Source organism: Flavobacterium chungangense LMG 26729 (genome assembly GCF_000735715.2).
In the GTDB taxonomy this organism is placed as follows: domain Bacteria; phylum Bacteroidota; class Bacteroidia; order Flavobacteriales; family Flavobacteriaceae; genus Flavobacterium; species Flavobacterium chungangense.
This window is the reverse complement of record NZ_JASY01000015.1, coordinates 85,700-108,995: the sequence shown is the minus strand read 5'-3', so window position 1 is coordinate 108,995 and position 23,296 is coordinate 85,700. Positions and strand designations below refer to the sequence as shown.

Sequence of the window (23,296 nt, the reverse complement as noted above, 5' to 3'; positions counted from 1 at the left end):
ATGCTTGTGTAGGGAGTGTTGTTGGAACAAGCAATGCAGTGTTCCCAATCACGACTTCGACAACCATAACTTGGACGTATTCGGATGGGGTTAATTCATCCAATCAAAATCAAATTATTAGCATTCAAGACACGACCGCTCCAGTCGCTGCTATTTCGACCTTGCCAACTGTAAACGCCCAATGTTCGGTTGCGAGTTTAACCGCTCCAACCGCTACGGACAATTGTGCAGGAACAATCACAGCAACAACAAATGCAGTGTTCCCAATCACGGCTTCCACAACCATAACTTGGACGTATTCGGATGGGGTTAATTCATCCCAACAAAATCAAATTGTTACTATTCAAGACACCACTAAACCTAACATTTCTTGCATAAGTGATCAAACTTTATCATGTGACACAACAATACCCGATTTTAGAAACTTAATTTCGGCTATTGACAATTGTGATGATTCTCCAGTAATTACACAGAATCCTGCTGCTGGAACGACACTTATTAACGGTATGAACATAAAAATTACAGCTACTGATAAGAACGGAAACAGTTCGGAATGCAACTTTACAGTATTCGAAGAAGCCATTTGGGTAAACGCTGGGGATGATGTTTACATAAAAGAAGGCGAAAGCATTCAACTTCATGCAACAGCATCGGCTACAGGAAATTTTGAGTGGGATACAACTTCAAGCTTAGATAATTTGCATAGCGCCACTCCTTTTGCAACACCTTCGGAAACGACTACTTATAAGGTTGTTTTTAGAAATTCGAAAGGCTGTACCATAGAAGATAGTATCACCATTTTTGTAGAACAAACCCCAAAAGATGATACCAAATATGGTTTTTCTCCAAACGACGATGGAATAAACGATTTTTGGAAAATTGATACTATAGAAGAATATCCTAATAACGAAGTTTACATATATAACCGATGGGGTGATTTGGTTTTTAATATTAAAAATTATGACAATGCCAGTAATGTCTTTAGTGGTATTGCTAATAAAAAAAGAAGTCTAGGAGCCGATGTTTTACCCGAAGGAACTTACTTTTTTGACATTAAAATAAACGGTAATCACCATCTTAAAAAAACCAAGGGATACCTTGTAATAAAACGATAAATAATGAAAAACAACTTTTTTACACGGACTATTATTGCCGTTTTGTTTACAATGCAACTTCAGTTTGTTTTTGCACAGCAAACCCCAGTTTTTGCTAATTACAGCTACAACACGGTGGTCATTAATCCCGCACATTCTGGTTATTATGAAGATGTTGATGTAACTTTTATAAATTCTGGATTCTTTAATTCGGTTGAGGGAAGTCCTAAAAACATAGGACTAACTGTAAATGCACCGCTGCGTTCCAAACATTTGGGATTGGCAGCGGGAATTGCAACAGACCAAATAGGGGTTACATCAGCAACTAGTTTTTTTGGTGCTTACTCGTACAAAATCTTCTTCGATTCGGAATACGACCAAGGAAGATGGTGGGCTTATGACCCTAATATCTTATCATTTGGAATTAGTGCAGGAGGCACCATGTACAGCGAAGATTTATTAAGTCTAAAAATCGAAAATGACCCTGAATTTCAAAACAATGTCAATGCCTTTGTTCCTACTGTTGGTCTTGGTCTTTTGTACAATAAAGATCATATTTATTGGGGAATTTCGGCACCCAATATATTAGGAAACTCGCTGTCTTCTGAAAGAAATATTAATTTAAAAAATCCTTTTTACAGCTATTTTGGCTATCGTTTTTTTACCACTCAATTAGAGGAAATACTTGTAAATCCAAGCATGCTGATTAAATATGTTCCTGGAGCACCACTTCAGGCCGATTTTAATCTAATGATAAACTACATCAATAAAGTAGAATTTGGAGCAGGATACCGTACCAGCGAAACCGTCAATTTGCTGGCAGGATTTCATTTAGGAACTAATTTTAAATTATTATACAATTACAGCTATGCCCTAAAACAATATAATAATATCAATACCCACGGAATTATATTGAATTACAGGTTTGGCAAAGGGTACGAAGAAAAAGGTTTTAAATAAGATTCAATTATTCTAATTTAATCAAAAATTTTACTAGGCTAATAATTCCATTTTTTATATTAACTAACCAATTTCAATATTTTAACATAACTCATTTACTATTAGCCTACTTAAAATTTAAAAACTATACAATTTTTCAAGTAAAATTTAAAAATTTATTTATTTTATTAAGAATTATCTCTATATTTGAACTTGAAAAACAAAAATAACAAGATTAAATTTGTTAAATAAATTATTTAAATAATTGCTAAAATTATGATTCACTCTACCTCCATTTTCAGTTTTGCGACTATACGTAATGCATCAGACAAGAAAAAAATAGATCTTAATAAAAGTGTGATGCCAAGCACCGATTTATCAAAAAAAATAGTGCAAATCATAGAAACAAATAAATTAAGAGATGAAAAGATTAAGGCTCTAAACACATTTTTAAAAAATTATGTAGAAGGTTCAAAATTTTTCAAAACAGAACACGAATTATCTAAACAAGTAGTGTCTGACCCAAACATTAAAGATAAAAAAACAACTGATCTTGTAGAACAATTATATGACAACATAGTAGTTAATGTCTTAATTGGAAACACTCAATCATTGGTATATAAACTCATAATAGAAGAACTACAAACAATATTTCAAAAATTAAATGAAGAAACTATTAAAGATCCTAAAACAGTAAATATAATACTACCAAAAGGATTGTTACTTAATTTAGGCAAAAGTAATCTAACAGAATCTATAAATAAAAAAGAAACTGTTATCTCAAAAAAAACAACAGCTACTGAATCTGAAGAAAGATTAATTTCAAAACCAAGAACATTTATAAAAGCTTCACATGGTAAATGGTATGATGCTGAACTAATGGGTAATTATATAGACATAAACCAGCAAACAGGCAATAATATTATGATATACAACGATGGCTGTCATACAAAAATTCCATTTCAAATTGCCGATTTAAGAGTTGTTGAAATTGAAACTATTGGTTATTTACCTAAGGAAATCGCACATGTAAATAATGTACAAGGCAATGAAAAACATACCAAAACTACCAGAAGATTAAAACGAATAGAAACTTTCGATTCATTTATTTCTGAGAACGAGATTACCAAAGAAACCGATACCCAATCTACCGAAAAATTTAGTATTGAACGTGAAGCTGCTCAAGTAAAAGAAGAGGAAAGCTCAATTAATGTAAATGCTAGTGTATCGGCTTCTTACGGTGTCGCCAAAGCTTCTTTGGATGCTGGTTTTCAGAATACCCAATCTGAGCAGACTGCAAACGCTACATCTCAGACATATGCCAAAGAAGTGGTACAAAAAGTGATCGATCGAGTAAGTAATAAAATTAGAAGTGAACGTAGTCTAAAAACGATAGAAGAATTTGAAGAAAATGTAGAGCATATTATAGACAACACCAATTCGTCCGAACCTAAATCTTATGTCTACAGATGGCTTAGTAAAATTGTAAAAGGAACTTTGAAAAATTATGGCAAACGTTTAATTTTTCAAATCGATATTGCACATCCATCCCATTATTATTTGTATCGCACCATGAATAGTCCAGTCGAAAAAGCCAACTATCCATTAGACCCTAGAATAGCCAAAATTAGAGATAATGAAATCACTGAAAAAGATGGCATTAAATTGTTTGATTATCTAAACCGAAATAATTATCAAGAGTTTGCTGATATTTATCAAGTAACCTTACCTTTTCCAAAAGATAAGGAATTGTTGATAGGTAAATCTTTCTGTGGAAAAGATGGTTTGATAGAAAAGGACATAATGGATATTGAAAAAGGCTACTGTGCAATTGAAGTAAAAGCAGTTGACTTGAGAGACGATTGGAATGCCGACAGTCAGGTCGGTTATTTTATCGGTGTTGAGGGGCAATTTAATGGTCCTGGCGAACATCATATGTGGGGAGGAGCAAGAGCATTTGGCTTAAATCGTTCCACAAAAAATATTGCTATTTCAGTTTTTTTCAAGGGTCCACATTATTCAATTCTAAATCTAGAAATTAAACTAGAACTAACAGATGAAGGAGAATTGGCATGGAAACAAGAGTGCTACAAGTTATTAATTGAAGGATACAATACTCTTAAAGAAGCTGCAGATATAAAAATGAATTCATGGAGTATTAATGATATTGATATGAATCCAACTAAAAAAAGAGAACTCATCGCATCAGAATTAAAAAGAGATGCTTTGAAAAAAATTCTTGATTGTAATATTGCCGGACTCAATTTTACTGTTAATGATGAATACATAATTGGTGAAGAATACAATCAAAGTTGCTGTGTAGATGCTATTAATGCAGAAAAAGTTCGTTTCATAGAAAACTGTTTTGATTTTAAAAACATGACCTATGAATTATTCCCATACTTTTATGGAAATAAAAATAACTGGGATGCACAACTAAAATTAAATGACGAAGATCCTCATTTTGAAGCATTCTTAAAAGCATCCTACGCTAGTATACAGATTCCGGTACACCGAGATACTATGAAAGAACGTGCTGCTATCAATTTTATCTTAAACAATTCGATTGCAAACTATGCAGCTATACCTGCTAACGCACAAAATCTTATTGCTGAACTGGAAAACGAACCCGCAAGTCCTTTTGATTACGAAATTAATGCAAACCCTTCAATTCCACCTAAACCAATTACTACTGTAGATATTGGTATGTTTGAAGTCCCTACAGATCTTGTTATATTAGAATGTGGTACCGAAAGAGGTATTAAACCAAGAGAAGATCATGCTCTTTCTACAGCTATATTAGATCAATTTAAATCGCCTGCTATTATCGCTGATCCTTGTGTACATTAAAAATGAAAAAATAATTTGGGAATACTATTTTGAAATAATCAAATTTACAACGAATCATTTTGGAGACGGTATCTATAAAATATTAAGGAATGGCAAAAATAGAATTTAAAGAGTTAGAGCATATAGCTCTTGAAGGTGGCGGAGCAAAAGGCGTTGTTTATCTTGGTGCTATTGAGGCATTAGAAGAAAAAATGGAAGAAATTTGGCGTAAAGGTGAAGTTTTAAAAATGATTGAAGAAATAACACCTCACCTATCTCCTATACATAAAAAAGTAAAATACAATTCACTTTATAATGATTTAAAAAAAGTAAACAGACCCAGTATTTTAAATTATTTCGACATCAACGGGCAACAACAAACTAAAATCAAAAGTATAGCAGGTTCATCCGCGGGAGCAATAACAGCTTTAGCACTAACATTGGGACTAAACTCAAGTGATATAGAAAAAGTGCTAAATTATCCCTTTACTAATTTTTTAGAAGAGAAAGCTGTTGGTAAATACCGCATGATTGACAACTTGGGAAATTTAAAAATCGCACAAGATCATTATAAAAAAGTTGGTGGAGGTGAAAAACAACAGGAAAAATTTGAGTATCAGTTTAAGCGTTATGCAAAAGTAAACGGAGAAATACCTAAGCTAATTTTACGTCAAACTCTAGTTGGTACAATTTTAGAAACTATCTTTTCAGGAGTAATCCATAAAATAGATGCAATTCAAAAAACGATTTCTCAAGACAATTTTAGAGATTTTATCCAACTACCATTACCCGGACCAGGATGGATTGATAGGCGCTTTGGTTATATAAAATCAATAGGAGTTTACAAATTTTTACAAATTCTTTTTACAGAAGGTCTATTTAGAAAGACGTTTCGAAAGCCATTGAAACTGGAAATAGATACTATTTGTAACCTAATTTGGGACAGAGGTATGTTTGCCGGCTTTAGTGTTAGAGAATTTTTTTTTGATCTTATTATTTACGCAGCGACGAGAGATACTCATTTTCAACGAGGACTTTTAGAAAAAAAGTTGTTTACCAAAACAGAAATTGATGATATTAATAAAGCATACAAACATTTCGAAATAGGAAAAAGACCAGATGCAAAATTGGGACATGAAAGATATTTTAAATATTTGCAAAGTCTTACTTTTGATGATTTCTACAAAATTACAAATATCAACCTTGGATTTAATGTAACCAACATGACCCACGGAACATCCTTGCTTTTTTCACACAAACATACCCCAAATTTTTTAGTCTTGGAAGCCGCAGCTGCATCTATGACAATACCTCCAGCGATAAAGCCTTTGTACACAGAATTGGATGTTTTTGAATTTAACAAAGAAAACATTCCGAAAAAAATAATACAAGGCAAAAATTTCGATATGGATATATATCAAATTCACGAGTTTGCTGTAAAGAAATATATTTCAGTAAATAATAAAGCAGGTATACACATTGACACAAATAATTCAATAAACAATAGTGGGTATTTAAACTTAATGCGAGAAGTTTTTAACTATCAAAATTTCAAAGATGAAAAAATAACTGTTGATGAAAAAAATATTATTCCCGTAACAAAAGATTTGATAAAGTATTATTACAATTCTGCCTACAAAGGTATGCTTGTAGATGGAGGTACAGTAAATAACATTCCCTATAGTTTTTTTAGAGAAGAAAATTTAGTTAGCGAAACACCACTTCCTCCTAAAATTAAAAACGAGATTTCTAGTATGCAAGGAGTATTGGCTCTTAAACTGGATGGACTATTTCCTCCCGAAATTTGTATTGCTTTTAATGAAGCAATGGATAACATATTAAAAGAAGATGAAAAAACAACAAATAAAAAAGTTTTAAAGCCTTCTTATAATAATCATTGTATGGAAAAAGAAGATACAAAAACAATAAATAAAAAAGTTTTAAAGCGTTCTTATAACGATCATTGGATGGATATTGATGGAACAAGGCAAAAAAAAATCAATAAGGAAATTGAATCCCAAGCTAAAAAAATTTTATCAATAAACAATATTAACATAAAAGAATATGGAACATTTCAAGACATCGTATTTAAACTCCTAAAATCATATGCTGCTGAAAAAAATATACCGCCATGGAAAAAGCAGGTAAGCATTCTATCATTGGTTGGGACACTACAACATAATCTATCTGAAACGAACCAAATCAAATACCTATCAGATCACAATCACATTATCCCTTTATACAGCTATGGAATTGACACCTATGACTTTGAGTTAAACAAATTTACAAGCTTAATTAATTTATCAAACCGAAAAGCCAAAACAGCTGTTTTAAAATATTTTGATACATAAATACAAAAAAACAACCCTATTCTAAAAATATGTGAATTAAAAAAATAGTTAACTTTGAAATCACACACAAGTTCAGCAAGAAAATTATTCATTCAATCTTAATTTGAAAAGGACAAAATCGAAACCCTAAAAAAATTAAAAATGATGCCCAACAGAAGTCAAATTGATTTTTTAGATAGAGTCTAGAAACAAAAAAGCGATAATTCATTTTATTAGAATTATCGCTTTCTTTGTTAAAACAAACTAAATAATACGATTTTTATTGGAGATTATATTGGACAGTTGCTGACAACGCTTTCCCTGTAGAAGTAGCCTCTTTTTTTAATACTCCATCTACATAAATTTGCACTTTTAATGTTGATGAAGCAGAAGCTCCAACTCCGTTCATCACAATGCTAGCTACGTATGCATTTGCTGGCACAACAATCTCCGAGCTATTCCAAGTTGTTCCACTAAGACTTGATGCGGTTGTTAAACTGGTGTCATACCCATAAACAACCATTCCTACATTAGCATCAGAAGAAGTTACGGCTTTGAATACAACCTTTTTTGAAGTATTAGATGAAACAGGTGAATCATCATCACTATTACAAGAAGTTAATAGCAATGTAGAAAATAATAATAGAAATAATACTTTGTGCGAAAATAGATTTTTCATTTTTTTGGTTTTGAATTCATAAATTTTAATTTGATTATCGTAAGTTAATTCATGCTGTATAGAGATTAATAAATGAAAAGGTTGCGTCCCTTTTTTTTATAAATTCTATTTTTTTAATGTGTACACCACGTTGTAATTTAAGTTAAAGAAGTTTTTTTGTCATATCTGTAATTATCTAAGTGATTCTATATATTAGTAACTACATCTTTTAAATAATTATTTTTAAAGTTTATATGTAATGCCTATTTTACCTCCGCTTGTTGCATTACCTCCCCCAAGCTCAAAATTTACTGCAATCTTTTGATTGAAAAAATACCTGCCGCCCACTTGTCCAGCGACTCCAAATGGTGTATCATCTACAAGCGAAGTATTAGTATCTGCATCTTTTATAGTCCAATTATAATAGTTGACGCTTAAGCCTGCATAACAGTCCCACTTGTTTGGAATATTTAAAACTTTATTAAAATGATAATTAGCATTAGCTTGTAAACCAAGAATAGTACTTTTAATATCATAAATTTTATAGGCTTGATAAGACACTTCCGCACCAATAGTTATATTATCTGTAATTCCGTAGTCCAATCCTACATATATTGGCGTACCCCATCCGGAAGAACCAAACCCTGTATTTAATTGTATTTTTTGCTTTTCCAAAGGTGCTTGAGCTTTAGAAACTGTAATTGCTAATAATGATAAAAAAAGAAATAAATTTTTCATAAGAAATGATTTTTTTAATATTTTTTAGTTGTTATTGTTTAATAAAAATAGACTAGTAGTTTTGACAATATTACTGTATAATTTGAGGGGGACAAATACCTATAAAAAAGTAATTATTTTTACCTGATTTCAGGTAGTTTTATCTAGTTAAGGTTTCGCTTCTAATTTGTATTTTTGAGACACATTTGTTATCGAAAAACTTATTCAATTTCAGTTTATTGTTTCCCTCTACAGTGTGTTACCTACTATCACACTAATATAAATGTTACATCTATGAAGAAAGTTATCTTACTAATAATAACAGTCATGTCTTTTTTAAGTTTACATGCTCAAAAACCATATGAGTTAGGCAGTAGTCAAAAAATTATTGATAGTTTAAAGACAATTTTAGCAAAAGAAAAATCAGATAGCTTACGAAGTATTATTTATTTTGAACTTTCACGGCTTTATATTGGGATTGATTTAAAACAGGTCAAAAATAACTTATCAGAGGCTAAGAAATTAATTCATGGCAATCCGTATTTGAAAGATGTTTCTTATTACTATAATGCCCCGTATAGCTATTACACTTCAAAAAACCTAGATACTTATTTAAAGGATTTAATTGTTATAAATGAAAAATTATTAAAATACAATATTCCTGAAGCCAAGATCTTACGATTAAAAACACTAATCAACTTAAGTGTAATTCAAGGCTGGAAAAACAATGAGTTGGAATCGAAAAGGATTCAAATTGAAGAAGCTATTCCTCTTGCAAAAAGCATTTATAATAATGAACTATTAGGCACAATTTACCTCTCTCTTGCCAAAACTTTTTTTAATGAAAATAATTTGGACAAAGCCGAATATTATGGCAATCAAGCAATAAAAATTATTGAAAGTAGAAAATTGAAATCCTCTAAATATGACGAAAATCTATTCTTAGCTTATATATCTTATGCAGAAACTCTTTCACTTAAAAAAAAATTTAATGAGTCTGAAAATATTTTAGATAAAGCGAATCATTTACTAAAGCATTATCCAAATTCAAATTTATATTGTAATTATTACTATACAAAAAGTTTCATAGAACTTAAAAGAAGTAACTATTTAAAATCACTTTTCTATGTAAATGAAGGGATAAAAAAAGCAACCGCATTTGAAGACTTTTTTTTTGTTTATAGACTGAAATTATTAAAAATTGAATTACTAAGACACCAAAAAAAATACCTTGAGGCTAAAATTCTAATGGCTCAGGTTTTAGAAAGTGAATACCAGCAAATAGATGAAAAAAGAGATAATTATAAAGAGATTGCATTTTTCTGTAAGCAGCTCAAAGATTTTTCAAATTCTGTAAAATATTATGAAAAATACATTGAATTAAGTGATAGTTTGAATGCTACCAAAACAAATAATAACATAATAGAACTCGAAGCCAAATACGATAATTCAGAAAAGCAAAAGAAAATTATTAGCCTTGAAAAAGAAAAACAAAAGGCAACACTTATTGCTGAAAACACTAGATTGTATAGTGTAATGTTTGGCTTGTTATCTTTAATTTTATTATTGGTTATATATTTTCTTTGGCAAAATGCGAAGGCACAAAAATTATTGACATTAGAAAAGGATAAAAATTACAATCAGAAACTCTCTTTTTTAAAAACTCAAAAAGAAATTGAAGTAATGCAAGCAATGATTGATGGTGAAGAAATAGAGCGTAAAAGAATTGCACGAGAATTGCACGATGGAATTGGAAGTAAACTCTCTGCACTAAAGATTTTAATGTTTCGTTTTAACAATAAGCAGATTAGCAATGATAATTTGGCTCAATTTAATGAATTACTAAGTACATCCATTACTGAATTACGACAAGTTTCCTATAATTTAGTCCCAGAATCACTTTTAAAATTAGGCTTAGAAAATGCTTTAAGCGATTTATGTTATCTTTTACATTCTGAAAAAGTAAAAATAGAATTCCAAGCGTTTAATATTACAAATACAATTCCTATTTCGAGTCAAATAAATATTTACAGAATTATCCAAGAATTATTAAATAATGCTTTAAAGCATTCAGATTGTTCTGAAATTCTAGTTTCATGTAGTCAGAATGAAGATTCGTTTTTTATTTCGGTAGAAGATAATGGAAAAGGGTTTGATGTTTACAGTATTGAAAAAAAAACAGGGTTAGGAATAAAAAACTTAAAAAACAGAGTAGAATTATTTAGTGGAACATTCAATCTTGAAAGCAATAAATCAGGAACTTATTATAATATTGAACTTAAAATATGAAAGCTTCCAAAAAAATAAAAATAGCAATTTTAGATGATCATCCTCTAATAATAGAAGGATTAAATCTACTTTTTTCTAAATCTGAAGATTATGAAGTTATTTCTGGATTTACCAATAGTACCAGTTTATTTAATTTTAAAAAACTAAATTCAATTGATATTTTATTGCTTGATGTCTTTTTAAAAGATGATAATGGAATAGATGTATGTTTAAAAGTCAAAAAACACAATCCAAAAATAATTGTATTAGGAATGAGCAGTCAGTCTGAAAGAAGTATTGTTTTGCAAATGATAAAAAATGGAGCAAATGGATATTTATTAAAAAGTGCTAATCTGGATGAGTTTATTTATTGCATAAAAAATGCAATAGAAGGTAAAATTGTTTTCAGTAAAGAAGTTGAGACATTAATGAATATAGCCCATTTTTCTGATTTAAAAAGTATTCCTAGACTAACCCAGAGAGAAAAAGAAATTTTGCAACTTTTAATTCAAGGTAAATCAACTCAAGAAATATCAGAAATTTTGTTTTTAAGTTTTTTAACAGTACAAACACACAGACGTAATATGTTAAATAAATTTCAAGTTAAAAATGCAGTTGAATTAATCAATTTTGTAAATCAAAATGGATTGTTATAGTTGAGAGTTACTTTTGTCTTATCACAATTTTCAGTGATACTGTTATTGTCATTATATCATAAAGTATGTAAGTAAAAAGATGTTATGTTCGTCAAACTCTAACACCTACATTGAATAACAAATCCGAGATCTCTACAATTTTGAGGTTTTTGCTTCTTCCATCTCAATGATAACCGAAAACGTACTACGTCACCATTGCCTGTCCAAAAATACCCTTAAAATCTGTTTGTTTAATCGCTTAGCTAAATAGTCATTAAATCAAAGTAGGTCACAATAATTGAATAAATTACCTAAAATCAGGTAGATAAATTTACTTGTTATTGGGTATATCAGGAGAGTACTAGAATCTATACATTTGAAAAATGGGTCTCAGAAAAAACGATATTTATTTAATCATAAAATTCATGAAAGTAAAAGCTATCGCTCTGAATAAAGAAGCTAATCGTAGACAAGGAGAAAATAAATGAATTAATAGTTTTTTTGTAAATGAATTAATTTTAAACACATTAAAATGTTCGTTAAATTATTGAGCAGCAATAAAAAAATAGAGGTTGCTATAACCAAGATATTTAATTTCTAAATCCAAAATGAAATCAATATTCGATAATACAACAAGAGTAGAATTAATTAATAGGATAATGACTTTAAATGACAGTTCTATTCGTCAATGGGGAAAGATGAATATTCATCAAATGATAAAGCATTGCATTCTATGTGAAGAAATGTATTTGGGAAAAACTAAATACAAACGTAGTTTTATTGGATTCCTATTTGGAAAAATTGCATTGAATATATTGATAAAAAATGAAAATCCTAAAAAAAAGAACTCCCCAACAAAGGTTGATTTTAAGAACTTTGAACTATTAGGGAATATTGAAACAGAAAAATTGAAGTGGATAAAACTTGTTCAAGAATATGAAACTTACACTGAAAAAGAATTCATTCATTGGTTTTATGGAAAAATGACCAAATACCAGATAGGAATATCAGTTTACAAACATATCGACCATCATCTTAGACAATTTAATTCCTAACTTAAATTGATTTTGTAACAAGAAATGCGTTTAGCTGACTTATTTATAAGGACAATTATTAATTTACTTAATAAAGATAATTCTATGACAAAAAAAACATTTAGCAAAATAGTAATATTTTTTACACTATTTACAATAACTGGAATTTTAGGATTAACACTTTGGGATTATTTTCATGGTGGTGTACCAGGACATAACCTCTTAAAAAGGGTAGTGTCTCACTAACTGTGTAAGTAAAAAATAATGGGGTTTAATACCTTATTATTTTTTTGTTTAATTTTAAATTTTACACAGTCTTATGAAAAAAGAAGATTTATTATCCGCTGAATTTTTAAAACAATTCAAAACAGGTGAAGACCTAAATGGTTTTCTTGCAGAACTTCAAAAAAGAGGATTAGAAGCCATTCTTAATGGTGAATTAGATTCTCATTTAGGTTATGACAAACATGAAAAATCTAGTTCTTCCAATTCTCGAAATGGTTTTTCCAATAAGAAAATAAAAACTTCATTTGGTGAGTCTCAGATTCAAATTCCCAGAGATAGGGAAGCTTCATTTAATCCTCTTATTGTTCCAAAACGTCATAGTATGATTGATGGTTTAGAGAATGTAATTGTTTCTCTTTATGCCAAAGGGATGAGCGTTAGTGATATTGAAGAACAGATTAAAGAAGTTTATAATTTTGATGTTTCTACATCTACTATTTCAAGAATCACTGAATCGGTTTCTAATGATATTATAGCCTGGCAAAATCGTCCTTTAGATGCTGTTTATTTAATAGTTTGGATGGATGGAATTGTCTTTAAAGTTCGGGAAAATTCAAAAGTGATTAACAAAACTATTTATCTGGCTGTTGGTCTGAACAGAGAAGGCAAGAAAGAAGTTTTAGGAATGTGGCTGGGTAAGAATGAAAGTGCCAGTTTTTGGTTAGGAGTTTTAACAGATTTAAAAGCCAGAGGTGTTGAAGATATATTAATTACAGCTACTGACAACTTAAATGGCTTTACTCAAACTATTAAAAATGTATTTCCAGAATCACAAACTCAAATCTGTGTAGTACATCAAATACGCAACTCTGCCCGATATGTAGTCTGGAAGGATAAAAAAGAGTTCTCTAAAGATATGAAGCAAATTTATGATGCTCCAACAAAAGATTCGGCTAAAGCTGCTCTTGAAGATTTTGCATCTAAGTGGAATCAGAAATATCCTTATGCCGTCAAATCTTGGCAGGAAAACTGGGAAGAACTCACCATCTTTTTTGACTTTCCGCTAGAAATTAGAAAAATCATTTACACCACAAATTTGATTGAAAATCTTAATGGAAAGATTAGAAAATACACCAAAAATAAATTGTCTTTCCCCACAGACGAAGCTGTTTTAAAATCGGTATATTTGGCTTTAAGAGAAGCTACTAAAAAATGGACAATGCCAATCCATAATTGAGGATTAATACTTAATCAGTTCTTAACTATATTTGAAAAAAGGGTTCAACTTTAATTAAAAAGTCAAACCCCGTTATTTTTAAACTTACACACTTTTTAGGACAGTGTCTTAAAAAGAAAAGATTTGCCAAAAATTTCAAATTGGTGGGGATTATTATCAATTCCATTAGTAACCTTTATTTCATTAAAAAGAATTGAAAAGCGAATCGACTTTAAAACAGATTTCACTAATCAAATATTTTTTAAAAAACATATTGTGCCATTTTTAATTGCTCTTGTTTATGGTATTTTTATAGTTGTATTTTCTTCAACAGGAAATTCTAAAATATCCTATTCAATGTTTTTAATTCTATTTGTGGTAGCATTATTTGTTCCTATCTATAAATCAGAATATTTTTTAGGGTTTGTTCTTGGACTTACTTACACTTTTGGTGGAGCTCTGCCTGTAATCATTGCACTTGTTTTGTCAACTGTCTTCTATCTTTTGTTTAATTACATAGGACCAATTTTCGTATTTATTGGAACTAAAATTGGAGTTTTTGAAAAAGGTAAATAATTTAATGAGAAGCAAACGATTAAAATTATAAACAACAATATTAATGTCCAAAAGTCATAATTAATATTTAATACAAATAAAATGAAAAAATATACTTTACTCTTCCTCTTATTTTTTACCATTAACTTCATATCAACTTATAGCCAGTCTGGCACAAGTAAAAATATCAGCATATCCGAAAGTACTAAATATATTTATTGCGAACTGGTGCAGCAGGATGTATATCGGCTTGACGGAGTACGAACAACCATATTTCTAAATTTTGGCTCCAAATCAGAATACAAAAACCAGACTACAGAAAGCGATTTTATAAAGTTGCAAAAAGACGGAATGGACGCTTTAAACTATATGAGCGAAAATGGCTGGGAGGTCGCTTTTAAAAACAGTAGAGAAGCTGGTTCTGCAACTATCGAAACCATTTATTTATTACGAAGGAAACCTTTAGAAGAAAAATAATATTTTAATAGTATTTTAGAAAAAATATTACTTAAAATTTAATTATATGATTTTTAGAGAAGCAACAGTTGATGATATTGACAACTATATGGTTGTGAGAATGGCTGTAAAGGAAAATGTATTGAATAATCCAGCGTTAGTACCAAGAGAAGACAATGTGGAGTATTTAACAAAATATGGAAAAGGTTGGGTATGTGAAATTGATAATGTAATTGTTGGTTTTTCAGTTGTAGGATTGACGCAACACAATGTTTGGGCTCTTTTTGTGCTTCCAGAGTTTGAAGGAAAGGGTATTGGCAGAAAACTTCACGATATTATGATTAATTGGTATTTTAAACAGACAAGTGAAACTATTTGGTTAGGGACAGAGCAAAATACCAAAGCTGAAATTTTTTACAAAAACAGAGGTTGGACAATTGTAGGAATGCACGGATCTGACGAAACGAAATTTGAAATGGCATTTGAAGATTGGCAGAGAATAACAACGGACCACCGACATCAATAACTGTTGCAGGTGTTCCGTTTTTGAATGATAATAAAACAATAGACATAAAAGTGACTCTATCTTTTTACAATACTAATATAATGTGGATTTACAATTTTTATCAAATGCAACCAACCTTAAACTATTAGTAGCAAATCTGACAGGAGTTGTGATAGAAACCTCTCTCTGAATTTTTTAAGAGATATTACAGGTCCTTACCGAAACTTGAACAATAATAAAAAGCTATAATACAAGAAAAAAGTAATTGTAATTTCTTTGATATTTCTATTTATCCTTTTTTGACAAAATCACTTCCATAGGAAACAGACTATAAAGCATTTTTTCCAGAGTGCCTATGTTCAAAAAGTTCTAAGAATTTTTAAAGATGATGAAAAGTACAAACGAAATTTAAGAAAACACTTTAAGCAACGACCTTTTGTTTTTCATATATTAAAAAGATAACTTAATTGTAATATACAATTAAGTAGAATAAAAATTACTATATTTGAGTATATTTAAATTTTTGGAAGATTTAGATTCAAAATAAAAGCTCTGTTATTCTTAAATTCAGGGCTTTTATATCATTTATTTTATATCAAAGAAGCGGAAAAAATGAGACCATCAATATCTTTGATACCAAATAACTTCTCTTAAAATCCTTTTTGTATAATAGCTCAATAAAATTAGAATTCACTTTTAATTCTCAATACAAATTTATTTAGTTATAATAAAAAAATTGACTATTATTAATCTAATAAAAAACGGATTTTTAGTTAATTTTTATTATTAAAGATACTTAGTATTTTGTTTTTAAATACTCTCGAGATGTACAACCAATTTCTTCTTTAAAGGTACTTGAAAAGAAGTCCGTGAAGAAAATCTAACTTTATCTCCTATTATATCAAGCGTTAACGAATCTAAAAGACACCTATCTTCTATTAGCTTTTTCATCTTCTATACTCAGTTTAGTACGTATTTTTGTCAATTTAACTTTAATATACTATTGAAACAATAATAAAGATGATGTTTAGGTACGTTCATAGATTAGTAAAGTCATTCTATTGAAAAATAAACATTTAGAAAAATTTTACTCATTTTTAATGTAATCTAAAATCGATTGAGATAATTCAATAAATCTTAATTCAATATCTTTTTGTAGGAGGCTTTTTGGGTAGATTTTTTTATCTAAAGCATCTGACATTTAGGCTAAAAAACTCTTAAAAAATCATTCGCTCTTATAGGCTGTATTTTTTCATTTTGTTGTAGAAAATAATCATTTATATTTCTTCTAGCGGTATTGCTATAAAACACAGCCGTTAAAAGATACTTTTTGATAAAAAACAACACATTGTGCATTAAACGAGGAAAGAACATAAATAAAACCTAGTCAAAAAATATAGAGTTACGGTTGATGCTCCAATTATGGTAAGTCATTAAAATTGCTAGAAAAATAGTAAATACAGAAATATAGAGTACTACAAAGTTATTTTTTTTAACTTATAAATTATTGGCTTTTATGTTCTTAAAAGTTAAAAAATGCAGTTTTAAAAACAAGATTTTTTAAAATCAACAATGCTTGCTTTTTTCAAACCAAATATAAAAATATAAGATAATAATTGTTAAAAATATTTTCTATGCCAAATTCTTCGTTTTTGGACAATATTGAAGTGTAAAACATTATTTTGTAGGAAGATTTTACTTTTTTTTGTGAGTACAAAAATCAATCCCATAGGTAGGTTTAATTTTAAAAACAAATAAAGCGAAAACAATGAGTAAAATCTACATAAGTAATAATCTAAGAGAGGACGTATACGTAATTGCCACAAAAAACACAGATTGGTTATTAGCAGATGTTGGTTTTGATACGATATCACTAGCCGCTAGCCTTGCTACATTAAATGCACCTGTTGCTATTAATTCGTTAAAAACTTTGTGGACTGCATTTAGTTATATCAAAACCATAGGTAAAGCCACCTATTTTCCAGCAGGAGTAGCTGTAAAAATATTTGACCAACTTCGTCCAAACGCAATAAAGATACCCTCACACGAATTTAAAGAAGTAACTAGTGACACTATATTGAAATACACATCTATAAGTGGCATTTTCTCTGAATTGGGAGCTTCAAACAAAACATTATTTATTTATACCAAAAACTTTCAATTCAGTACTACGTTCAATACAAATGATAACGATTCTTGGATTGTTATGGAACAAGGAGTTGTGAAAGCGAAATTTGGCACACTATGGCAACCAGAAGATAAAATTTACACTTTTAAATACGATAATATGGAAAATACAGATCAAGTTGTAAAAGCAATTTCAGATTTAAAAACAGTTCGAAAAGATTATGATAGTCTTTTAAATAAGATAGAAAACGAGACGTTTTCAATATCAGCTTGGATTGGTGATAATGTGTTTAGACCCGATAATCCAGAGAGAAAGAAAAATGCAATAGAAGCTATAAAAGGAAAGGATGGTATTATAACAAATATTGACATTGTTATTGACGAGTTAGATAAATTAAAAGATCTTTTGAAAGGAGATATTCAACAAATAATAAACAACTATGAGTCATGGAAAAAAGATGTTAATATTCAACTAGTATCCTTAAGTTTAACTGTACCAGCATTTCAGGATTCATTCACAAAATTTAACACAATTGATACAGTCGTTGGTATAGGAATAGGAATCTCGATATTTGCTGCACCTATTCTACCAATTGCATTAGCACTTTTTGGGATTATTGAAATAATTACGGCCATTTTTGCTGCGGAAGAAAGAAAAGATTTTTTTGAAAAAATAATGAATGAAACCAAAAAGTCAAATGAAAAAATAAAATCAGTTCGATCGGAAATTAATTCTTCTATGGAAAAAATTAAAACATTCTATAAAAATATTTTGACAACATTTTATGTTGCAGGATTTCTTACTGAAGTAGAATATAAAAAATTTAAAGAAATTGACACTAGCAAGGATAATGCTTATCATGAATTTACAGAGTTCATAATAATGCAAAGAACTGAAATGAACAAATGGACTGCTGCCATTAAAATGATAGAAAACACTGAAGAAGATGCTAAAGCTGATAATGAAGAATTTGACTTAAATACATCAATACGTTTCGCAGTCGTTAATCTTGATTCTATTACATATTATAATAAAAAAGAAAAAAAAGATATATTAAAAGCAATGTATTTATTGAAAGATGAATCAAAATCGGTTTCTGAAATTAGCTCTCAAACGGGTATTGAAGCTAAATACATAATAGATGCAAAAGCTGTTAATATGCTATTGCAAGGAAAAACACCAAGAGAAATTGCCGAGATGTTGAATATAGAAGAAAAGTTAGTTGAAGAACTTTCTAAAAAACACACATCAATTATTGATTTAATATCTAATAAAGCGTCAGCAGCTTAATTTTTTGAAGATAGGTTTTTAAAAGAAAAATCAAACAAATAAAGAATTAATTAAAATCATCAAAATGAAAAAAAAATCTATACTTCTTTCTCTAGCTAGGGGGAAAACTTTAAAAATTGCATGTCTGCTTTTTTATGGCTTTTGTACGGCACAACTAGTGACTAATAATTGTGATAAAGTAAAAATTTCTGATGGACTTGCTGTAAAAGTTAACGGAAATTTTAGCAACACCGCAAATGCTGTTCTGGATATTAACGGTACATTAAATATAGACAGTAATTTGGTCAATAACGGAAGTGTAACAGGAAATGGCATCTTGCTTTATGTTTCTGATTTTACAAATTCTGGTAGTTTTTCGCCTGGTAATTCATCTGCAGGAGCATTGGCAATTAACGGTAACTTTAGCAATGGAACAGGTGTTTTAAATTTTAAATTAGCAGGTACTACAGCTGCTACTCAATATGACCAACTAAATATTACAGGCAATTTTAGCTGTTCTGGAACTATTAATGTAGCTACAATATCGGGATTTACGCCAGCTAGTAATACTATTTTTGAACTTGTTAATGCCTCAAGCCTTTCCGGAACTTTTGCTACAAAAAATTTACCTGCCAATTGGACTATAGAATACACCGCAACCAAAGCTTTGCTAAAGTATAACGGAAATTTAGCCAATGAAACCTTTGAAAAAAAAGCGCCAATAGTTTATTTTAAAAACCATGTTTTGTACATAACCTCAGAAATAGCGATACAAGATGTAACTATATATGATGTCAATGGCAAAAAATTGTTTTATCAAACTAAAATAAAAAACAATGATTATTCAAAAGAATTTCACTTAAATAATGGACTCTATTTTGTACATATTCTCGATGAAAATCACAAATTATCAATCAAAAAGGTCATAAACTAAAACAATAAATTCAAAATTACTTATATCATGAAAAATAACAAATTATTTTTAATTGCATTAATGCTTTTATGCGGAACCGTATTCTCACAAAATAACATGGGAATTGGTACCTTAACTCCTGATACTTCTGCCATCCTAGACGTAAATAGCACTACTAAAGGTATGCTTGTACCTAGAATGACAGCTACTCAACGTACTGCTATTGCTACCCCTGCTACTGGATTGTTAGTTTATCAAACTGATGGTACTTCTGGATTTTATTCTTATGATGGTAGTGCTTGGAAAAGTTTAATCGGATCAAGTACAGCTAATGCAACAGTTCTTCCTAATTTTTCTATCGGACACAATGTAACTGCTTCATCAACTCCAATAACACTTTACACAAGTGCCTTTACAACTACAACAGGAACATCTGTATCATCAGCAACATCTTTCTTTATTCCTGGGGATATTACTTTTACCATAAATTTTTATTCATATGATGATGAAGCATATACCTATGAACTTTGGAATGTAGCACCAGTTTCAAACGCTGTTAATTACACTACAACAGGTACAGTGCTTGCAACAGCTAATAGTACTGCATATTCTAGTGGTACTCCCACTCAAACATCATTTACTTATACTGCAGTAGCAGGACAATTACTAACAATAAAAATATACAAACCTTCTGGAACATCAAATACCACAACAGGAGGTTTCTATACAATGTTTTCGGCAAATTAGAGATGCTCATCATAATTCTTGAAGTCAAAAAAAGATGAAGAAAAAATAGAGATTTTGCTTTTGTGAATAGCATAAAAAAATATTATTAACGAGAAAACCGAAAATCGTAACAACAGAGTAGGTCTTTTTAATGAATTAAATACTAAAGAAAAGATGGAAGATTATATAGGAGTAATTAAATTATTTTCAGGAAATTTCATTCCAAAAGGTTGGATGTTTTGTAACGGTCAGGAATTAGATATTGTAAAATATACCCCGCTATATTCAGTTATTGGTAAAAGTTATGGAGAAGCAAAAAGCCATACTTTTAGAATACCCGATTTATGTGGTAGAGTACCCGTGGGCATTGGTAGTATTGATGAGAAATCTAAATCTTATAATATTGGAGAAAAAGCAGGAGAAGAAAGTACGATACTTAACTATTTAAATATACCACCTCTTAGAGGTGGTTTTTCTGACAAGGCTACATTAGGAATACCTTGTGCAACATCAGGAGGTGATAGTAACCCCATTGGTAAAACAATAGGTGATGGTAATACTACTATTTTTAGTAACGCTACGCCTAATCCTACAGACACACTTAAACCGTTTAATTTAAACAAAGCAATAAGTGATGACCATATTGTTTATACCAATTTCAATAAAGAACCAATTGTACCTTTTAGCAATGTTCAACCTGTTTTAGGAATTATTTACATTATTTGTTACCAAGGATTATTTCCTGAAAGAGAGCAATAATAAAATTAAAAAGTATCAAATTTAAAACTTATGAAAAGTAACTATTTGAATCCATTGACCAAAAAACAACAAGTAATTTCTATTTTGTCGGCATTGTCTAATTGCAATCAAGGTACTGTACGAAATAACGAAAAAGAATTACAGGATCATTTATGCGAGCAAGTAACTTCAGCTTTAAACAACGAAACCATAAAATCATACATTGGTAATTGGGAAATAGATAAAAATTAAAAATTGAATTCATTACAGATAATGCTATGTTTGTTGCAAAAGGTGAGGATCCTGATGATGAAACCACAACACTTTATGTAATTTCTTTTTCGGGGGACCAATCTTATTTCAATATTTGGATGGCTTGATGAAGATTTTAGAGTAGCAACTAAACTTATGAAAAATTGGGAAACCTAGATTTTTATAATTCTCTAAAAGCTTTTGATTATGATGATGGAGTAGCTAATGCAATAAATGTATATTTAAGACATCAATAATGAAAAAGAACTTTTTGTGATATAAAAGTTAACTACTTAGTTGTTAAAAAAACTAAGTAGTTAATTTTTATATTTATTAGAAAAATGCTTAGGATTTTGTTTTTAAATATTCGCCAGGTGTACAACCAACTTCTTCTTTAAAGGTACTTTGAAAAGAAGACCGTGAAGAAAATCCAGCTTTATTTCCTATTGCATCAAGCGTTAATGTATCTAAAAGACCATCTTCTATTAGTTTTTTTGCATATTCTACCCTCAGTTCTGCTCGTATTTTTGTCAATTTAACTTTTAATATACTATTGAAACAATAATAAAGATGATGTTTGGGTACATTCATAGATCGGGAAAGTTCTTCCATTGAAAAATTAGCATTTAGAAAAATTTCACTCTTTTTAATGTAATCTAAAATTGATTGAGATAATTCAATAAATCTTGGTTCAATATCTTTTTGTTGTAGCTCTTCTTCGGGTAGGTTTCTTTCTTCTTTATCTAAAACATCTGACGTTTCGGTTGAAAAAACATCTTTTACTTCAGGTTGTATTTTTTCATTTTGTTTTACAAAATAATCATTTATATTTCTTCCTCTTTGCGGAATTCCATACAATAATTCAGGAAAAAATAACATGCTTAAAGGTATTATTAACAAGCAAAAACTAACAATATCCATTGGTAAACTAGTTTTAAATTGCCTAAGATCTGGATTTGGTTCCTTCAAAAAAGAATAGGAAAGTATCGCAAAAGAAACAATTATAAAGACAATTATAAAGACAAAACTAAAGAGCCATATTAGCATTTTGCGAGTTTGTTTTTTAGGAATACGATTATTGGTATTCATTTTAGCCCAAAAACGAAATAACATAATAAGTACCGATACCACATAAATACAAAGCAAAGCAGGTCTTGCAATGATGTTTACAATATTAGGATAAAGTCCTACTGTAAACGTTTTTGCAACCATAGTATCTTTGACTATTCTATGTGCCAATGATAATTTGTAAGTAAAAGGCGTTAGTAGGTAAGGTGTTATACTAACCAGATTGACAAAGGCTGGAATCAAGTGTAAACAATCTTTTTTGGTTAACTTACTATCATCAAATAAAGTACCTCTCACATAAAAATATAATAATGGCCCAATCAAAAAACCAATCGGAGCGGTATTATTATAAAAAATAGCCAGTAAAAACACACTCTTTTTAAAAAACAATACATAGTGTATTAAGGAATATGATGAGAGTACATAAATGAATCCGGATAAAAAAATGGAATTACGGTTAATATTCCAATTATGATAAGTCATCAAAATTGCCAGAAAAATAGTAAATACCGAAATATAAGGGTGCATCAAAGTTATTTTTTAAACTTATAAGCTATCGGCTTTTAAGTTCTGCAAAGTTAAAAAATACAGTTTTAAAAACAAGATTTTTTAAAATCAACAATGCCTGTTTTTTAAAATTAAGTATTTACTGGCAAAATATTTTTGTTTGCCAAAATCTTCATTTTTGGACAAGCTTTAAATCTTTACACAAGTATGTTTTTAAAGGTTTTTGTTGTTTTG

Annotated in this window: 19 protein-coding genes; 16 read left to right on the top strand and 3 right to left on the bottom strand. The window is 29.6% G+C overall.

Annotated features, from left to right (window positions below):
* From JE46_RS19475 to JE46_RS19460, 4 genes are all read left to right on the top strand, one after another.
* Positions 1 to 1,115, top strand: a 1,115-nt coding sequence (locus JE46_RS19475; RefSeq protein ID WP_031456960.1) for a gliding motility-associated C-terminal domain-containing protein, incomplete at its 5' end; no start/stop codon positions are given.
* Between the two features lie 3 nt (positions 1,116 to 1,118).
* Positions 1,119 to 2,054 (top strand): PorP/SprF family type IX secretion system membrane protein, encoded by a 936-nt coding sequence (locus JE46_RS19470; RefSeq protein WP_031456959.1) that lies wholly within the window; start codon positions 1,119 to 1,121, stop codon positions 2,052 to 2,054.
* 255 nt (positions 2,055 to 2,309) lie between these two features.
* Entirely contained in the window at positions 2,310 to 4,883 is a 2,574-nt protein-coding gene (locus JE46_RS19465) for a hypothetical protein (protein WP_031456958.1), read from the top strand.
* 89 nt (positions 4,884 to 4,972) lie between these two features.
* Positions 4,973 to 7,213, top strand: a complete 2,241-nt coding sequence (locus JE46_RS19460; RefSeq protein WP_031456957.1) for a patatin-like phospholipase family protein — start codon at positions 4,973 to 4,975, stop codon at positions 7,211 to 7,213.
* A 259-nt stretch (positions 7,214 to 7,472) separates the two neighbouring features.
* On the opposite strand, the gene JE46_RS19455 is transcribed toward JE46_RS19460, so the two are convergent.
* Together JE46_RS19455 and JE46_RS19450 are read right to left on the bottom strand one after the other, a co-directional pair.
* Complete coding sequence (locus tag JE46_RS19455) at positions 7,473 to 7,871, bottom strand: hypothetical protein (protein ID WP_031456956.1); 399 nt, start codon at positions 7,869 to 7,871, stop codon at positions 7,473 to 7,475.
* A gap of 222 nt (positions 7,872 to 8,093) precedes the next feature.
* Positions 8,094 to 8,588, bottom strand: coding sequence for an outer membrane beta-barrel protein (locus tag JE46_RS19450; RefSeq protein ID WP_031456955.1), 495 nt, complete (start codon positions 8,586 to 8,588; stop codon positions 8,094 to 8,096).
* A gap of 273 nt (positions 8,589 to 8,861) precedes the next feature.
* Here JE46_RS19450 and JE46_RS19445 point away from each other — a divergent pair, with 273 nt between their 5' ends.
* The 12 genes from JE46_RS19445 to JE46_RS19385 all read left to right on the top strand — a co-directional run bounded on the left by JE46_RS19445 (position 8,862) and on the right by JE46_RS19385 (position 21,487).
* On the top strand, positions 8,862 to 10,856 hold the full coding sequence (locus tag JE46_RS19445) for a tetratricopeptide repeat-containing sensor histidine kinase (protein WP_035136877.1): 1,995 nt from the start codon (positions 8,862 to 8,864) through the stop codon (positions 10,854 to 10,856).
* A complete protein-coding gene (locus tag JE46_RS19440; protein WP_031456953.1) occupies positions 10,853 to 11,491 on the top strand; it encodes a LuxR C-terminal-related transcriptional regulator in 639 nt (212 codons plus the stop codon). Before JE46_RS19445 ends, JE46_RS19440 begins: the two co-directional genes overlap by 4 nt.
* 587 nt (positions 11,492 to 12,078) lie before the next feature.
* On the top strand, positions 12,079 to 12,525 hold the full coding sequence (locus JE46_RS19435; protein WP_031456952.1) for a DUF1569 domain-containing protein: 447 nt from the start codon (positions 12,079 to 12,081) through the stop codon (positions 12,523 to 12,525).
* 298 nt (positions 12,526 to 12,823) lie between these two features.
* Positions 12,824 to 13,966 carry an IS256 family transposase gene (locus JE46_RS19425; protein ID WP_051872945.1) on the top strand — a complete coding sequence of 381 codons (1,143 nt, stop codon included), beginning with the start codon at positions 12,824 to 12,826 and terminating at the stop codon, positions 13,964 to 13,966.
* A 123-nt stretch (positions 13,967 to 14,089) separates the two neighbouring features.
* Positions 14,090 to 14,521, top strand: a complete 432-nt coding sequence (locus JE46_RS19420) for a hypothetical protein (RefSeq protein WP_031456950.1) — start codon at positions 14,090 to 14,092, stop codon at positions 14,519 to 14,521.
* Between the two features lie 81 nt (positions 14,522 to 14,602).
* Positions 14,603 to 14,977 carry a hypothetical protein gene (locus tag JE46_RS19415; RefSeq protein ID WP_031456949.1) on the top strand — a complete coding sequence of 125 codons (375 nt, stop codon included), beginning with the start codon at positions 14,603 to 14,605 and terminating at the stop codon, positions 14,975 to 14,977.
* 46 nt (positions 14,978 to 15,023) lie between these two features.
* On the top strand, positions 15,024 to 15,482 hold the full coding sequence (locus JE46_RS19410; RefSeq protein ID WP_031456948.1) for a GNAT family N-acetyltransferase: 459 nt from the start codon (positions 15,024 to 15,026) through the stop codon (positions 15,480 to 15,482).
* A 1,747-nt stretch (positions 15,483 to 17,229) separates the two neighbouring features.
* Positions 17,230 to 18,879: a hypothetical protein gene (locus tag JE46_RS19405; RefSeq protein WP_031456947.1), complete on the top strand. Its 1,650-nt coding sequence runs from the start codon at positions 17,230 to 17,232 to the stop codon at positions 18,877 to 18,879.
* A 64-nt stretch (positions 18,880 to 18,943) separates the two neighbouring features.
* The gene (locus JE46_RS19400; RefSeq protein WP_083480912.1) at positions 18,944 to 19,792 is read left to right on the top strand and encodes a T9SS type A sorting domain-containing protein; all 849 of its coding nucleotides are present in this window, start codon (positions 18,944 to 18,946) and stop codon (positions 19,790 to 19,792) included.
* Positions 19,793 to 19,819: 27 nt separating this feature from the next.
* Positions 19,820 to 20,518, top strand: coding sequence for a hypothetical protein (locus JE46_RS19395; RefSeq protein WP_031456945.1), 699 nt, complete (start codon positions 19,820 to 19,822; stop codon positions 20,516 to 20,518).
* Between the two features lie 153 nt (positions 20,519 to 20,671).
* Entirely contained in the window at positions 20,672 to 21,256 is a 585-nt protein-coding gene (locus JE46_RS19390; RefSeq protein WP_051872944.1) for a phage tail protein, read from the top strand.
* A 30-nt stretch (positions 21,257 to 21,286) separates the two neighbouring features.
* Positions 21,287 to 21,487 (top strand): hypothetical protein, encoded by a 201-nt coding sequence (locus JE46_RS19385; protein WP_031456943.1) that lies wholly within the window; start codon positions 21,287 to 21,289, stop codon positions 21,485 to 21,487.
* 345 nt (positions 21,488 to 21,832) lie between these two features.
* Here JE46_RS19385 and JE46_RS19380 read toward each other — a convergent pair whose 3' ends face one another.
* Positions 21,833 to 23,083, bottom strand: coding sequence for a helix-turn-helix domain-containing protein (locus JE46_RS19380; protein ID WP_031456942.1), 1,251 nt, complete (start codon positions 23,081 to 23,083; stop codon positions 21,833 to 21,835).
* Positions 23,084 to 23,296: the final 213 nt, after the last annotated feature.

What these genes read in the sequence shown, in the direction of transcription:
- JE46_RS19470 (WP_031456959.1), top strand. Translation starts at nt 1,119, where the DNA reads ATGAAAAACAACTTTTTTACACGGACTATTATTGCCGTTTTGTTTACA.
- JE46_RS19465 (WP_031456958.1), top strand. Translation starts at nt 2,310, where the DNA reads ATGATTCACTCTACCTCCATTTTCAGTTTTGCGACTATACGTAATGCA.
- JE46_RS19460 (WP_031456957.1), top strand. Translation starts at nt 4,973, where the DNA reads ATGGCAAAAATAGAATTTAAAGAGTTAGAGCATATAGCTCTTGAAGGT.
- JE46_RS19455 (WP_031456956.1), bottom strand. Translation starts at nt 7,871, where the DNA reads ATGAAAAATCTATTTTCGCACAAAGTATTATTTCTATTATTATTTTCT.
- JE46_RS19450 (WP_031456955.1), bottom strand. Translation starts at nt 8,588, where the DNA reads ATGAAAAATTTATTTCTTTTTTTATCATTATTAGCAATTACAGTTTCT.
- JE46_RS19445 (WP_035136877.1), top strand. Translation starts at nt 8,862, where the DNA reads ATGAAGAAAGTTATCTTACTAATAATAACAGTCATGTCTTTTTTAAGT.
- JE46_RS19440 (WP_031456953.1), top strand. Translation starts at nt 10,853, where the DNA reads ATGAAAGCTTCCAAAAAAATAAAAATAGCAATTTTAGATGATCATCCT.
- JE46_RS19435 (WP_031456952.1), top strand. Translation starts at nt 12,079, where the DNA reads ATGAAATCAATATTCGATAATACAACAAGAGTAGAATTAATTAATAGG.
- JE46_RS19425 (WP_051872945.1), top strand. Translation starts at nt 12,824, where the DNA reads ATGAAAAAAGAAGATTTATTATCCGCTGAATTTTTAAAACAATTCAAA.
- JE46_RS19415 (WP_031456949.1), top strand. Translation starts at nt 14,603, where the DNA reads ATGAAAAAATATACTTTACTCTTCCTCTTATTTTTTACCATTAACTTC.
- JE46_RS19410 (WP_031456948.1), top strand. Translation starts at nt 15,024, where the DNA reads ATGATTTTTAGAGAAGCAACAGTTGATGATATTGACAACTATATGGTT.
- JE46_RS19405 (WP_031456947.1), top strand. Translation starts at nt 17,230, where the DNA reads ATGAGTAAAATCTACATAAGTAATAATCTAAGAGAGGACGTATACGTA.
- JE46_RS19400 (WP_083480912.1), top strand. Translation starts at nt 18,944, where the DNA reads ATGAAAAAAAAATCTATACTTCTTTCTCTAGCTAGGGGGAAAACTTTA.
- JE46_RS19395 (WP_031456945.1), top strand. Translation starts at nt 19,820, where the DNA reads ATGAAAAATAACAAATTATTTTTAATTGCATTAATGCTTTTATGCGGA.
- JE46_RS19390 (WP_051872944.1), top strand. Translation starts at nt 20,672, where the DNA reads ATGGAAGATTATATAGGAGTAATTAAATTATTTTCAGGAAATTTCATT.
- JE46_RS19385 (WP_031456943.1), top strand. Translation starts at nt 21,287, where the DNA reads ATGAAAAGTAACTATTTGAATCCATTGACCAAAAAACAACAAGTAATT.
- JE46_RS19380 (WP_031456942.1), bottom strand. Translation starts at nt 23,083, where the DNA reads ATGCACCCTTATATTTCGGTATTTACTATTTTTCTGGCAATTTTGATG.